The sequence below is a fragment of the Ornithinibacillus proteolyticus genome (assembly GCF_039581225.1).
GTDB classification, from domain to species: Bacteria; Bacillota; Bacilli; order Bacillales; family Amphibacillaceae; genus Ornithinibacillus; species Ornithinibacillus massiliensis.
Map to the genome: position 1 here is coordinate 1 of NZ_JBCPXV010000065.1, position 13,894 is coordinate 13,894.

The 13,894-nt window shown below is 38.1% G+C and carries 18 protein-coding genes and 1 pseudogene; all 19 read right to left on the bottom strand.

All coding sequences use genetic code 11. From position 1 onward, the window contains the following. On the bottom strand, nucleotides 1-682 hold a 682-nt coding region (locus AAIB49_RS18130), incomplete at its 3' end, for a distal tail protein Dit (RefSeq protein WP_343458842.1). Between the two features lie 10 nt (nucleotides 683-692). Beyond that, nucleotides 693-3,761: a tape measure protein gene (locus AAIB49_RS18135; protein ID WP_343458843.1), complete on the bottom strand. Its 3,069-nt coding sequence runs from the start codon at nucleotides 3,759-3,761 to the stop codon at nucleotides 693-695. 5 nt (nucleotides 3,762-3,766) lie between these two features. Further along, entirely contained in the window at nucleotides 3,767-4,015 is a 249-nt protein-coding gene (locus AAIB49_RS18140) for a hypothetical protein (protein ID WP_343458844.1), read from the bottom strand. A gap of 113 nt (nucleotides 4,016-4,128) precedes the next feature. Then, a complete protein-coding gene (locus AAIB49_RS18145; protein ID WP_343458845.1) occupies nucleotides 4,129-4,491 on the bottom strand; it encodes a tail assembly chaperone in 363 nt (120 codons plus the stop codon). 56 nt (nucleotides 4,492-4,547) lie between these two features. Continuing rightward, a complete protein-coding gene (locus AAIB49_RS18150) occupies nucleotides 4,548-5,018 on the bottom strand; it encodes a head fiber protein (RefSeq protein ID WP_343458847.1) in 471 nt (156 codons plus the stop codon). After that, on the bottom strand, nucleotides 5,018-5,551 hold the full coding sequence (locus tag AAIB49_RS18155; RefSeq protein WP_343458849.1) for a phage major tail protein, TP901-1 family: 534 nt from the start codon (nucleotides 5,549-5,551) through the stop codon (nucleotides 5,018-5,020). The genes AAIB49_RS18150 and AAIB49_RS18155 overlap by 1 nt, the downstream gene beginning before the upstream one ends. A gap of 11 nt (nucleotides 5,552-5,562) precedes the next feature. After that, nucleotides 5,563-5,949 carry a hypothetical protein gene (locus AAIB49_RS18160; RefSeq protein ID WP_343458851.1) on the bottom strand — a complete coding sequence of 129 codons (387 nt, stop codon included), beginning with the start codon at nucleotides 5,947-5,949 and terminating at the stop codon, nucleotides 5,563-5,565. Between the two features lie 9 nt (nucleotides 5,950-5,958). Then, a complete protein-coding gene (locus tag AAIB49_RS18165; protein WP_343458852.1) occupies nucleotides 5,959-6,312 on the bottom strand; it encodes an HK97-gp10 family putative phage morphogenesis protein in 354 nt (117 codons plus the stop codon). Next, nucleotides 6,305-6,646: a hypothetical protein gene (locus tag AAIB49_RS18170; protein ID WP_343458853.1), complete on the bottom strand. Its 342-nt coding sequence runs from the start codon at nucleotides 6,644-6,646 to the stop codon at nucleotides 6,305-6,307. The genes AAIB49_RS18165 and AAIB49_RS18170 overlap by 8 nt, the downstream gene beginning before the upstream one ends. Further along, nucleotides 6,646-6,975, bottom strand: a complete 330-nt coding sequence (locus AAIB49_RS18175) for a phage head-tail connector protein (RefSeq protein ID WP_343458854.1) — start codon at nucleotides 6,973-6,975, stop codon at nucleotides 6,646-6,648. Before AAIB49_RS18175 ends, AAIB49_RS18170 begins: the two co-directional genes overlap by 1 nt. Before the next feature lie 18 nt (nucleotides 6,976-6,993). Further along, a complete protein-coding gene (locus AAIB49_RS18180; RefSeq protein ID WP_343458855.1) occupies nucleotides 6,994-8,109 on the bottom strand; it encodes a major capsid protein in 1,116 nt (371 codons plus the stop codon). A gap of 2 nt (nucleotides 8,110-8,111) precedes the next feature. Next, nucleotides 8,112-8,453, bottom strand: coding sequence for a hypothetical protein (locus AAIB49_RS18185; protein ID WP_343458856.1), 342 nt, complete (start codon nucleotides 8,451-8,453; stop codon nucleotides 8,112-8,114). Nucleotides 8,454-8,465: 12 nt separating this feature from the next. Beyond that, nucleotides 8,466-9,164, bottom strand: a complete 699-nt coding sequence (locus AAIB49_RS18190) for a DUF4355 domain-containing protein (RefSeq protein WP_343458857.1) — start codon at nucleotides 9,162-9,164, stop codon at nucleotides 8,466-8,468. Between the two features lie 344 nt (nucleotides 9,165-9,508). After that, the gene (locus AAIB49_RS18195) at nucleotides 9,509-9,760 is read right to left on the bottom strand and encodes a hypothetical protein (RefSeq protein ID WP_343458858.1); all 252 of its coding nucleotides are present in this window, start codon (nucleotides 9,758-9,760) and stop codon (nucleotides 9,509-9,511) included. A gap of 57 nt (nucleotides 9,761-9,817) precedes the next feature. Beyond that, nucleotides 9,818-9,985 (bottom strand): hypothetical protein, encoded by a 168-nt coding sequence (locus AAIB49_RS18200; RefSeq protein WP_343458860.1) that lies wholly within the window; start codon nucleotides 9,983-9,985, stop codon nucleotides 9,818-9,820. Beyond that, on the bottom strand, nucleotides 9,985-10,905 hold the full coding sequence (locus tag AAIB49_RS18205; protein WP_343458862.1) for a minor capsid protein: 921 nt from the start codon (nucleotides 10,903-10,905) through the stop codon (nucleotides 9,985-9,987). The genes AAIB49_RS18200 and AAIB49_RS18205 overlap by 1 nt, the downstream gene beginning before the upstream one ends. Continuing rightward, nucleotides 10,898-12,331 (bottom strand): phage portal protein, encoded by a 1,434-nt coding sequence (locus tag AAIB49_RS18210; protein WP_343458863.1) that lies wholly within the window; start codon nucleotides 12,329-12,331, stop codon nucleotides 10,898-10,900. The genes AAIB49_RS18205 and AAIB49_RS18210 overlap by 8 nt, the downstream gene beginning before the upstream one ends. A gap of 14 nt (nucleotides 12,332-12,345) precedes the next feature. After that, a complete protein-coding gene (locus tag AAIB49_RS18215; protein WP_343458865.1) occupies nucleotides 12,346-13,650 on the bottom strand; it encodes a PBSX family phage terminase large subunit in 1,305 nt (434 codons plus the stop codon). Further along, nucleotides 13,647-13,894, bottom strand: a pseudogene (locus AAIB49_RS18220) (phage terminase small subunit); the annotation flags it as partial. The gene AAIB49_RS18215 and the pseudogene AAIB49_RS18220, both read right to left, overlap by 4 nt.

The following is a 13,894-nucleotide window of genomic DNA, read 5'->3' on the forward strand; positions in this document are numbered from 1 at the left end:
CACTTCTTAAATCATTCCCATTTAAATATACTTTACGTCCTACATAATCAATCTCTAGCATGTCACCAGCAATAAAGTTATAGTTTAGTAGGATATAAAGTCCGTTTGATGATTCCAGTGTAAATCTGGATTGCGGAACAGTAAAATTCACTCTTACTTTCCATGGTGTTTCTGTTTGTCCTGTGATTACATGTGATGTTACTTCTGTTGTTATGGGTAGTTGTTTGGTTTGTCCCCTTTTAGCTGAGTCGGTACAAAGGAAATAAAGTTTCCCTACAATTGAGTTTGTTTCTTCATCGGGTATTTCTCCTCTTTGTAATGTTGCAATAAAATATTTACGCTCATCAGTAAATTCAAGTCGTTTTTTGCTTCCTACTAATAATCCATTCAAACGGTTAAAACGTTCCCTAAACCCCTTATTGGTTTTATCTTCTAGTAAAAATTGAACCGGTATCTCTCTAACATCATAGGTGTACCTTTTCTCTCTCTCTCCACTTTGATGAGGCATTCTATATCTTTCAATTCTCCTTGGTAAAATTCCTCTACCACCTACTGATAAGGTTACAAATCTACCGTTACTATCTGTTAATAATTCATCAAGGTTGTGGTCATTAAATATTGTTTGTAACGACAGAAGGGTGCTTTTTCCTTCTGCCGTTACAGTATCTATAAAATTATACATACACACCCTCCTATCTAGATAGTTTTCTTTTTCTATATGCTTTTCTATCTTGAACATTAGATATATCGTCAACAAACGCGTTAAACTCGCTATTACCAATTTTTACGGTAATATGCGCCGGTTCCCTAGATATAGTCATTTCATTTGCATACTCAAAACGCATTTGCCTTTGCGATTGTGCTTGGATTCCATTTACTTTACCAGCTATATCAATCACTGGTAAATTTCCATTTATAGCATCACTTGCAGTACTTGCAATTCCGATCATTGACTTCTGAACACCTCGCTTCATTTTGTCAATACCGATAATATATCCTGCCATCGTATCGTCGCCGATACCCATAAACAAACGAGATGGTGACTTAATACCAAGAAAACCTAGTACACCATTTACGGCGTCTTTAGCAGCATTTAAAGCAGAATCAGCTAAATCCCTTGCTTTTTGACCAATTCCTTTTATCATTCCAGCAATTAGGTCTTTACCAGCACTAACAAAATCATCGACTTTCTTTTTGACTGCATCTACTCCGTCAGTTACAACATCCTTAGCCGCATTCGCAACTTCCTTCGTTTTTTCCCAGATACCGCTCGCTAGACTTTTAATTAAATCCCATCCTGCAGCTACAACTTTATAGAGTACACTTCCAATACCCTTAATCAATTCCCACACAATTTTTACTGCTGCCTCAAATATCTGTGGTAATGCTTCAATCAGAGCTCCTGCAAGCGCAATAATTATCTCTAATCCTGCTTGCAGTAATGACGGAATAGAATCTATTAAACCTTCGATTAAAGCCATCAAGATCTCAATTCCAGCGTCTATGATCGTTGGTAACAATTCTACAAACGTGTCAATCAACGCCATAAGAATTTCAATACCTGCCTCAATCAAAGCTGGGATTACTTCAATCAAGCCATCGATTAAAGCAGTTAATAACTGTATTCCGGCGTCAATTATCAAAGGTAGGTTCTCTATCAATACGTTTAACAATGTAGTAAGTATTGTAATGGCCGCATCAATGATTAGTGGTAAATTTTCAATAAAAACATCGACTAGTGTTGTAAGAATCATGATTCCTACCCCAATTAGCATTGGCAACATGTCCATCCATGCATTAATTAGGGTCATAAGGATTGTAATTCCTACTTCTATTAGCATTGGTAACAAGCTAGTAAACGTTTCTACTAACGTTTGTATAATTTCGATACCAGCTTCTATAATGCTAGGTAATGCTAATACAATGCCATCGATTAAGGTTGTTAAAGCACTTACTCCTGCTTCAATCAGTCCTGGAAGTGCTTGAACGATGGAATCAATAAATTTTGTTAGAATTTCAGTGCCCTTTTGAACTAAACTAGGCAATGATTTTGATAATCCTTTGATGAATTCTACGACGATATCTGAGCCAATCTCAATTGCAGATACTAGCATTTTGGATAGGTTGTTGATAAATCCAACGCTCATTTCAGCCGCGTTATCTATGGCATCACCAAAATCCATTTCACCCTTAAATACCTTTAACATATCGGTAAAAATGTTGGTTCTTGTTGCTAAGAATGTTAATCCGCTGATTAACCATCCGATAGGTCCCGATACTCCCAAAAGTAATAACCCTATTGTTTTCAACGGACCAATTAATGCACTAAATACACCCTCAACACCAGCAGATTCTTTAAACCGCTGAAAGAACCCTGATACGTTTTGAACAATGTCACCAAGCCATTCCATTGCACTATTAAAAGCATTGACTGTTCCAGTTGCTAAGCTATCGACAAAAGACCTTATGCCTTCTCCTAACGAGACAAAAAATGCACCAACTGTTGATATAACGGGCATTAATCCTTCAAATGCTGATTTTATCGCACCCCAAACAGATAATACGATTTCGCGGAAGGTCTCGTTAGTTTTCCATAGATACACAATCATGGTTGCTAAACCAACAAGAATACTAATAATAGCAATAATCGGATTCGCCTTCATCGCACTCCATAAGTGCATAAAAGAAGGGGCTACAGTATCTAATGTGCCTTTTAAAAATGCGAAAGAACCAGCAATTGAAAAGACGCTTGCTACTTTTGTGATAGCAAAGAATGTACCAAAACCTGTTGCTAGTCCTAATATCAATGGAATTAAGGGTTTTATATACCCGATTAGGGCGAAAAACGCATTTCCTACTGGTTCAATTACTTTTGCGGCATTTTTAAGTGTATTCTCCATGAAGGAACCGAAATTCGCTATCATGCCTCGCATGTCTTCCAAACCGTTGTCAGTCAGTAGCTTGTCAATCGCTTCAATGATCGCTATAACTCCCCTTGCGGTTGCCGCTCTCATATTAGCAAATGAACCACTCCAAGATGCGCCTGCCTCTTTTGCAGCGCCTTCTATTGCACCAAAATTAGCAGTACCATTTTTTAGAGCAGCATTCATTACATCCATGAACTCATCTGCTCTAAGTTCACCTTTTTGCATTTGCGCCGCAACTTTTTCAACTGATTTTCCTGTCGCATCAGCATATATCTGCATGGCAGGAATGCCAGCTTCGGCCAATCGGTTCATGGTATCCATTTGAACTTTACCTTTAGCCGTCATTTGCGCTAGGGCTGTTGTAACGCTGTTAAATGTTTCGTTCGAACCATCACCATAAAACGCTACTGCATCACCCCATCTAGCAACGGACTCTGTAGCCTTGTCTACATCCATATTTGATGTAACAAAACCTTGTACTGATGATGCAGCCACGTCTAAGCCGTAAGCAGTACCAGTTACGATATCACTCGTTTCTTCCAGTACTTTATTAGCCTTACTTGCTGACCCAGTCATAACTGTCATAACTCGCTCGAATTGTTCCATTGTATCGATACGGTCAAAAGCTTTACCGACAGCGCTTCTTAAAGTGGCAAAAATACCTACAGTTGCAGCAACACCAGCAATCGTCTTAACTAACGAACCGACGCTCAAACTAGTTTTCTTACTTGTTTTATCAACACCTTGAAGGCTGTTTGTTGCGTTTTGGAAGGCTTTAGCGAATTGGTCAACGCCTACTGCCTTTAAATAGGCCTCTACGGAATATGTTTCCAATTACCTTACCTCCCTCCACTATTTACTTTTGCGGCGATTTTTGCCATTCTCCGCATTTGTGGAGTGATTGCATTCTTATCATCCTGATCTACTTCTTTTAGGCGTTTCGCGTAATCAAAAAAGTCCTCGAATCGTTTATAGATTGGGACTTGTTTTTTACCTTGTTCTTTTGTAAGGGTTACCTGGTGATTTATCCACGCTTGTTTATGCATATCGTAATCTTTGTCTACTCTCGCTAGATTAAAAGCCTTCATTCTCATTTGATATTCATATAGCGTTGTAACTTCGATATCATAAAGAGATTCATAGCCTAAATAGCGAAAGCAATTGATTATAATCTGCTCATACGTTTTGATTGATTGGTTTCTTAGGCCTTTTTGTCGATTTTTGCGTTTTCTCGAAAGTGTTTGATTGTTGACGCTACTACCTGAGACTTTCCCATTTCATCCAGTAGGTTTTTAAATAGCTTTTCCAATCCGTCGTTATCCTCTGCGTACTGTTCTACTGCTTCATCGATTTCATCGGATGTAAATCCAACATGTGCAGATGCAGCCTTAATTACTTCTGATATAGCAACTGGATTGCGTTGTTCAAGATTCATGAATGCAAAACTTACACCCATACCAAACTCTAATCCTTGATAATCTACTTTATAAACCTCATCTAGTGATCTACAAAACTTTAATCCAAACTTTAATTTCACGTCTTTGCCATTAATTTTAAAATTCATTCGAATTCTCCTCTCAAATTTAAAAGATTAAAAAGAGAAGGCTTTAACGCCCTCTCTTATGATCCACTGTTAACTTGTTCCTCTAATGCTTGTACTTGTGCGACTAAATCATTCCATTGCTGTTCGCTTGGGAAACCGTCAGCGCCGGGATCTCCTTTGTCGCCTTTTGGACCCTGTGGACCGGGTACACCAGAAGCTTGTCTTACTAATTTAGCAATATCCCCACTAGATACTGCTTCTGCAACAAAACCAATACCTTCACCTTCTGATGCCACGATTACACCATTAGCCCCAACTTCAACATGCTGCCCAGCTGTTAAGTCCTCTCCTGCTTCCACTTCCCAAACAGGGTTGTTTTTCATTGTAACGATCACTTGTTCATCAGCTTTTAATGTCTTCACTGATACAAAATCAGGGGTACCTCCAACTGCTGTAATTGATAACTCTGTAATCCCGTTACCACCAGATAGAGACAGCAATCGATAAGCTGCAACTTCCTCTGTTACTAATGCTCTAAATGTACTCATTACCCCTCAACTCCTTCTGGTGGTTGCGAACCGGAAATAGTGTCTTGGAATGCATATTGAACAGCCTCTTGTTGTTCATCTGTAAGTGTGGCATAACCGAATTGAGGCGTTAGTTCAATCGCAAAATCCCCCGAATATGTTGCTTCATCTTCTGCACCATTGTCGGAACTCCAACTAGTCATATAGCCTTGGCAATAGATAGCAGGGTATTTTCCGTCCTCGTTCTTTAGATCCTCGTCCACTGTCACTTCCCACAGTTCTAACTTTTCTCCTTCAAAAACAGCTTCCAATAGCATAGATGCCACCGGGTCTTCTTTCGCTTGAATCGCTTCAATTCCAGTAACTTCACTTTCTAGCTCATTTAACTTTCTGATTGTTCCATCCTTCGTAACAATCGCATCAGCATCTCTCGAAAAGTCGAAAGTATGACCTGTTTGAAATGACAACTTGGCTGCCTCTGTATTAGCTTCACTTAATTTACGAAAAAGAAGAATTTTGTTTTTACCTTCTAACATAGCTCGTTTCGGATCCATTTTATTGCCTCCTAATTAAATCTAAATTCTACTTCGATAATTCCGTGCCATAACGGTTCTTCTGCTGTACTATCAATGAGTATTTGTGCATTAACACTTCTAACAGCAATATTATAGTTATCAGCACGTTTGATGCGGCGAAACTCTCTTTTTAGTGCATTCATCATGTCCGTTAATTCGCGTCTTTTCTTGCGTGTTTGATATATGTGTATAGTTTGATTAACTAATCCGTATATCACTGACTTTGTAGGGAAATCTTGGTCAAATTGTTCACCCACATATACAAAAGGATATTCAGTGCCCTCTGGTGGCAAATAATCGAATGTCCTATAACCTAAATTCATCGACGTTAAAAACACTGTGTCAAAAATTGCTTGTTGAGGCGACTTCACTTCCACTAACCTCACCTACTTCATTAATCTTTTCATGTCTCTTTTAAATTTTTCTTTTTGCGGATAGTATGCAGGACCAACAAAGGGCTGCGCATCCATATAGCGAGTTCCTTTTTCCAAGAAGTAGGAATAGTGTGTTCCAGGCGCTACATGTGCGGTGAATCCATTATCTTTGATGATTAGCTTAATAGATCGTTTCGTAGTACCAGTTTGATAACCCTTTACAAAACTAGCTTTTCTAACCATTGACCTTTGCATTTCTGATCCGTTCATCTTGATGACATTTTTTACATCATTTAAACTAGCATTTCGCTTCAACTTATCAGCTAGTTCAACTACCCCTTTAAATTGCAAGATTCCTTTAGCCATTAGAGACACCTTCCAAGTAAAAAACGCCTTTCCGATAATCGGATTGGCGTTTTACATTATATTTTTTTATTTTTGTATTCTTAATGCCATCTACATAGCTTATTTCTTTGATTTCCACGTAATCAACATGGCCATGGTAAGGTTGTTGCAATCGAGCGACAGTAAGCTTTTTATCCAATTCTCCAAACAGTTGTATGGTTCTCTCGGTACCTAGAGCAGACAATTTACAAGGAACTGTTGTTTTTATAGGCTCGCCTTCCACGTATTCACCTTTTACAGGATCGTAATAAGAATCGACCTCTTTTACAAACGTTATACGGTCAGCAAAGCGCATTAGATGAACAACACCTTTCCTCTTCCCGTTGGCTCGGGGCCATTACTTTCCTTGTGCGCTTCGATTATATCTTGATAAGGTACGAATTCATCTTTCAAGTCGTAAAAATCAGTTTTATGGCCTTCAACTGTTTCCGACTTCATTCCTTCAGCACCTAGCCTGTTGTACCGTCTAATAACAATCTCCACAATAATAAATTGCAGTTCAGTAGGCACCTCTTTGCCTAACAATGCCTTTAAATGACTGGTTACATTTTCAATTAAAATATCCAGGACAGCATCTTGTAGATCGTCCTGGATATTTAGTAAGGTTTTAATTTTTTTTAACATGCTATCGCCCCTTTAGGCTTAGCCTTCTACGCCATCAACTGGTGGTGCAGAGCCATCTAGTACATTAGCAATAAAGATTTGATTCGCTGTTGGGAAAGATGGCATAGCTAACGCTACAGCTTTAGTCCAACGAGCAACAGGATCTTGCGTATCATAGATTTGCGCTACGATGTTTCCAAAGTTTTCAAAAGTAGCTGTTTTATTATATTGCATATTAGCTTCTTCCGGAGTGATACCAAATACTGTCTTACCTAGTTCTCCACCCGGTAACAATACTAAAGAGTTTTCCGGGAAGAACCTTTGTGTAGCGTAAGAGCCATCATTCTTTTGTACTCGGAATACTCTATCATCAGTAGCAATAGCTGGTAATCCCTGCTCTTGTAAGAATGTGTTTAATTCCGCATTCGTAACAAGGCGAGCGCTGTTTACTCCAAAGATAGCTTTACGAACGGATTTATGACGTTTAAGTGTATTAAACACTTTACGTGATGTAAGTATACGCTCTGGTGTAACGCCACTTAATCCAACAATTTTGTTCACCCATTTATCTAGGTCGTCTAGTGGATCCGTATTAGGGTCAGACCAAACATCAGCGCCACTAAGTGTAGTTTTTTGATCTTCAGTAACACCATAATCAATCGTTCCAGTAAATCCATTTTCATTAAGTGTTAATTTACCAGTTGAAATAGCTTCAAAGCGCATACGTTCGATACGTGTACGTACTGAATTAACCATGTTGTCAACATCGTTATAGATACGGTCAATTACTCGTTGTACTTCCGCATCAGTTCTTGCGCGTGTCATTGCTTGAATTAAACGCTCACCCATTTTGATTTTACGTTTAATTAAAGCTGGCTCCATAGTCATTTCTTCTAATCCATCACGAGAGCCAACTTGTGCCTCTGTATCATAAGCGTGTACGGATGCAGATACAGGTGCAGCATTACTTCCTAGCAAGTATTTAATCTCGAATTCTTCTGTTCTTTCTTCCGGGAATAGTCCATCACCTACAGATAATGGATATTCGCGATTTTGTACATAATCTTGTAGCGCTTGGTCTGTTAGAAAATTTTCAACGTTGCTAGAACTTCCTTCTGCAAAAAATTGTAGATTAAGCTTCAATGTACGATTCATAATTATTCGTCCTCCTCAGTTACGTTGTATTCCTCAAATACGATAAGTTTTAACGCTTTTTTTGCTGCATCTGACACTGTTTCTGGTAAGCGAGATTCATAGACATAACCCTCTACCATAACCCCAACAGGTTGGTTGTTAAATGTTACATCTACATCATGCAGAACAATACCTTCTGCGGTTCCATCATTTGCAGGATACACAGTACCTGCTTTTACAATTTTGCGACCTTTGTCATCTTCCACACCCATGTCCTGGGTAGCAGTGCGAGTACGAGATACAATTTTGTCGCTTGATACAAATGCCGGTTGGCTGTTATACGTTACTTTGTTTGATACAAACATTTATTCCACTCCTTATTTTTGCGCCCATATATCAGGGGCTTTATTTTGTTGTTTGTCTTTTTGATTACGCAATTGAGCAATAGTATTGGTGCCCTTGCCTGTTCCACCGCCGCCACCTGGAGGGGTATCTTGACGTAATTTTTCTTTTACTGCTGCATTTACTGCTTCATCAAAGGCTTTCTTAAAATTGTTGATGTTTTCGAGTGTGTTTTCAGCATTATCAGCAAGTAAAAAGTCTGCAAAACTAGAAGGAAGTCCTTTGCCTGTTAAATCGGTAATGGCATCAGCTTTTAATTGCTTGCGCTCTATTTCTGCCTCTCTAGCTGCTAACTCCTTTTCACGTTTGGACATTTCTTCTTCCTTGCGTTCCTTCTCTGATAGCTTAGAAAGGCGTTCTTTTTCCTCTAAAGCCTTTTGAATAGCTTCTTGTTGTTTTTCTTCCCACTCTTTTTGCTTTTTCTCAAGAGCCTTCGCTAACTTACGGTCTGATTCAGATTCAATTTTCTTTTGAAGTTCTTCTGCTGTAAGTTCTACTTTCTCTTGTTGGTCAGTACCTTCTCCCTCTCCACCAGAGTCAGTACCTTCGTCTCCCGAACCTTCGCCATCTCCACCATCAGCAAAGAATTGCAAATTAAGTCTTAATGGCTCTGGGAACATTAAGTTCTTGCTATCAATAACATTTTTCATCTTTTCAATATCACTTTTTAACATTTCGAGTATCCTCCTTATCCCACATACGTTTTCTCACTCCATATTTCATCGCATTAAAAAAAGCCCCAAAAACGCCATTACAGCCCTTTTACGACTTTCTGAATGCAATTTACTCTATTTAGCTCGTAAAACCCATGTACGATTGATTTTTGGCATAAATAAAAAACATTTTAATGACTTGCTTAGGTCATATTATGGGTAAGGATTTGCACCTTACATGTTGTATGCACCGTTATTATGTCCCAACATACAACTACTCCGTCTGGAACTAGGGCCGAGTTTATTTAGCGTCTACCTATTCCGCCACCATAAAAAGCACCCAGCGCTTAACTGCTAGGTGCAAATTAACCAATGATATTCAATTGCTCAGAATCACCATGAGATAACCCGCGAATAAATACGTTTTTATTCATTACATGTACCAAGTCATCAGTATAGCTGCGCTCGTAAAACGCTTGTTTTTCATCGAAAGAACGACTAGGAATACAAATAGTTTCTTGAACTCCCTCAGCTTCGATTCCAACAAAGACAAATGGTGCTTTTTCTTCTCTTGCTTTATCAAACTGCCCAATAAGTTGCTCTTTAGTTAAACTCATATTCTCACCACCTCTCGATATACAAAGGCTACTCACCCAGTAGCTAGGAGATATGGATCACTTCCTTTCTGCTTGTTTCAACCCTTCTTTAAATCCATATGCCGCTAAGTATTCTGCGTGTTTATGGGCTTTCGTTGAATATATACCAAACAAAAACGCGTTTATTCTAAACATTGTTTTGTGATAAAGTGTTTTCATAGATATCCTTCTTACTTCAAAATACATTATAGCCCCCTACTCTCTAAATCTTTTTCAAAAGCATCTCTATCAAATGCACCCGCAGTAGCACATCGACATCGAGGGTGCATCGGATACATATTCTTGCCAATTTCCATTTCTGACAACTTGAATATTTCTCCATCCAATGCAGAACAAATAGGACATGCTGTAGGCTCTGCAATGTACTCATATGCATGAAAGTCCGCTTGCTCCATGCTATCTTTGAAAACATCTGCTTGTACTCTTGCGGATTCAGTGATTAATAACCTTTCAGACTCATAGATACTGGAACCAACTACCTTCCTTAGTTCCCTAGCCAGTTGGCGAGGATTTAAACCTTGTATAATTCCTCTACTCAACAATTTGTCCAATTCCGACCTTAAAACGTCTTGATTAGACCATATGCGATCAGACCAAGTAGCATTATGAAATGATGTATTTACTATTGCTTCAACATTCTCAGCAGGAGAAGATAGCGTTTTTCCTAAAATTCCGGATTGTCTTTGGTATTCTTCCCTAGCGATTCGTGTCAAATTTTCATAAAAGATTCTTTGTTCATCACTAGATAACGCGATGAGTTCTAGCCTTATATTTTGTTTGAGCAGTTCTAAACGATTTATTTGCATAGTCAAGTTATATATGCGCATTTCTTCATTTGCACGGCTAGTAAAGTTACGTTCTCTTACATACCGTTTTGCTTTACGCTCATATCGTTTAATATCTAGTTCAGATACCCGTTTTCTTGCTTCTTCCATACTAATTCCTTCTTTTCCACTATAACGGCTGTAGAAGGCTTCTATTTGTTCCTCAATAAGGTCAATGGCATCTTGGTATTTTTCATTAATTTGAGCAATAACCATTTGATCGTTCTTGATGGATTTTTGGATATGTTTGAGTTCCCTGTCACGCCAATATGAATTAGCCATCTGGTGTCACTTCTTCATCAGATTCAGATTGGTTATTTTGGAAATCGTACGTGCTTGGCCTTCTTCTTTTAATTTCCTCTCTCATTCGCTCCAATTCCTCACTAGGATTCTCTACAATCGACAATAGTTTCAATTTCGTTTCGTCTGACAAATCTCCACCAAGTTTTGTAAATGCTTCAATCTCATCCTTAAGCGATTTCGGCAGATTAGGAGTAAACGTAATACTTAAATCATTAACGTTGAACGACCCTTCTGCAGCTAATGTCATGATGTTATTAACTAATCGGTATCGATTACGCAATGACTTCTTGAATAATCGTTCTTTGGTTGCTCTTTTCTGCTCTAGCGCGAATAATTTATACTTCATTGCCTCACCAGATTGATTAGAGGCAAAATGCTGGTCATCCATGTTAGGGGTTGCTGTGAACATGTGAGTGTCATTTTTCACTCTATCTTTATAGGATTCTGTTCCTTGCACATCGTACTTTTTATAAATATAGTCTGCATCTGCTTGCTGCTGTTGACCATTTGCGCTCGGTTCAATCTTAAGGAAAAGAATGTTTTTCTCTTTCATATCCTTCGCTTCGTCAACATCTAAATCAAGATTTCCGATAATTTTAAGCATCGCATCGTTTAAATCGGTCATATAATTTGCTGTATCTGATTGCGCCTCGTCATATAAATCTATTAAACTTAATACTTTTTCAAAGTCGCCTCGTCGGAATCTGTTATTACTATACTCAATGATTGGAACGCCACCAAAGGCATGTTTACTCTCCTTTTGTTCTGTCAGCTTTCCTTCGTTATCGATTTTGAATTCGTGAATGCTGTCACTCGTATAAACGATCACTATTTTTTCATCGCTGAATTGATTTCTAAAATACCTAACCCCTGCAATTGGTAACTTTTCTACCGTATCATCATAAACAACGAATGTTTCCATCACATCTAGCTTGGTAAACCTTATTTCATCTTGATGATTTCGATAAAGCAACTCATAAGCACGTCCATATATTGATTGGTCAAGCACCAAATCACTGTTATGTTCATCCGCATCGTTAGTTCGATTGATATTTCGTATTGTTTCGTTAATATCCTTGTCCTTATATTCCGTCTTGAGTGGGATACCCACCATAAAACCTTGTATAAAGTCTGAAACGTATTCAGCAAATGGGTGTGTTGCTCTATGATCGGATAAATGCTCCTCACGTCTGCGTCTGTCTTGTAATACAGTGGTGTTATTACCCTCATAGTAGTCCTGTAACTCTTTTAGGCGTGGTCGCTGGTTACTTTCGTGATGATTAATCATATTCATTAAAGCTTCCTTGTTTTCAACTAAATCAGCAGCACTAGAGTACGTATAATGCATGTTAGCTTCATCTGAAAATCGCTGGAATGGGTTTGTTTTTACAATAGTTGTTTCCATTGGCTTGCACCTCCTTATAATCCAAGTGATTGTATAGCTTTGTATGTTTGTTTATGATCTTTAAGGTCAACCACCTCATAATCATCTAGGCCGTACCATATAGCACTAAAAGTATGAGGATCTATATTAAATTCGTCATAGATAGTGTTTCCATTTCTGTCTTTCTTGTAAGTGAGATTCTTTAACTCTCTAATCGTGTTAGGGCAGTTGTTAGAGCAAACGATTTTCGTAAATCGTTTAACCTTTTTTGTGTTTTGTAATCTTGATCCCTTAGGTTTATGAGCTCCAGATATATTCATACCCCTTTTTTGGAGGTAATAAATTGTTTTCGGTTCTGCTGAGTCACCTTTCACTTTTTCTTTAGTTTGAGTAAACTCTTTTAAATCGTCAGCAATCTCCACATCGGTTTTCCCTTTACTGTAGTACTCCCAATAGATATATAGAATCTTCTCTTTATCATCGATTGCCATTCTAACAAGTGCATTGTGAGATTCCTCAAACCCAAAATCCATCCCTGCTCGATATAATGGCTTGTAAATCGCATTAATAGTAGCCATTACCTCATCGTGTGGTCTAGTTTCAAACTGCGGTAATACCTTAGTTCCAGAAACGCCAAAACGACCTTTCCTAGCAACTCGGTAAAGGTCTAAATCATATACTTTAGTTTTTTCAAGTTCCTGGACATAACTTTGCGGTAAGAATAGGTTATCGTCTGCTGTAGAATGGTGATAATAGGTGTCATCAACTACAACGGTACGCTTCTCATATAGAACCTCATCATCTAGGATAGTGATTTCGTCCTCTTGCCCTTTATTTTTGATAAAGAAATGAGAATAAGTCCAATTCCCCTCATCAACAGGATTCGTTGTTAAGATCATGTGTAAGCTTAGCTTAGGATGTCTTAAACGACCAATCAATTCTTTAAACCCTGCATATTTGATTTCAGAGCATTCCTCAAGCCATATCAACGATACATTGTTAATAGACTTTAACTTCATTGGTTTATCCATGCCCTTGAATATGATCTTGCTACCATTTGGAAATCTTACTTGCAAAGGTGAAGTGGTGCATTTAATTCTGTTGCTTAAGTCCATTTCCTCAATGATTTCTTCAAATAATGAGTAAGTCGATTCCCTATGAGTTTCATATACTTCACGGACCACTAACGCTGTTCGTTTTTCTTCTAACAATTTGAGTATTATTTTTAGAGCTGTATGATAACTTTTACTGCTGCCATAACCACCAACTAAGAACTGGAATTTCTGTTTCCAATCAAAAAGAAAATTTTCAAAGTGTGGATTCACTTCTTTTTCAATCATGATCCATCACCTTTTCGCTTGATTAAAATTTCAATTGGCTTATCTTTATCAGAGTCTCCTAATTTATCGATTTCAGATTTTGTTTTGTCTATATTTAGTTGCATTAGTTCAAGTTTTAGTTTACGTTCGTCATCATCATGGGCTAGATCGTTGAATTGTTTAATAAGATTACGTAATTCGGACATTGCTCTAGATTGCGCTGTTAAAAATGTAGCTTGCCTATCCCAAGCAAATTGGAATTCAT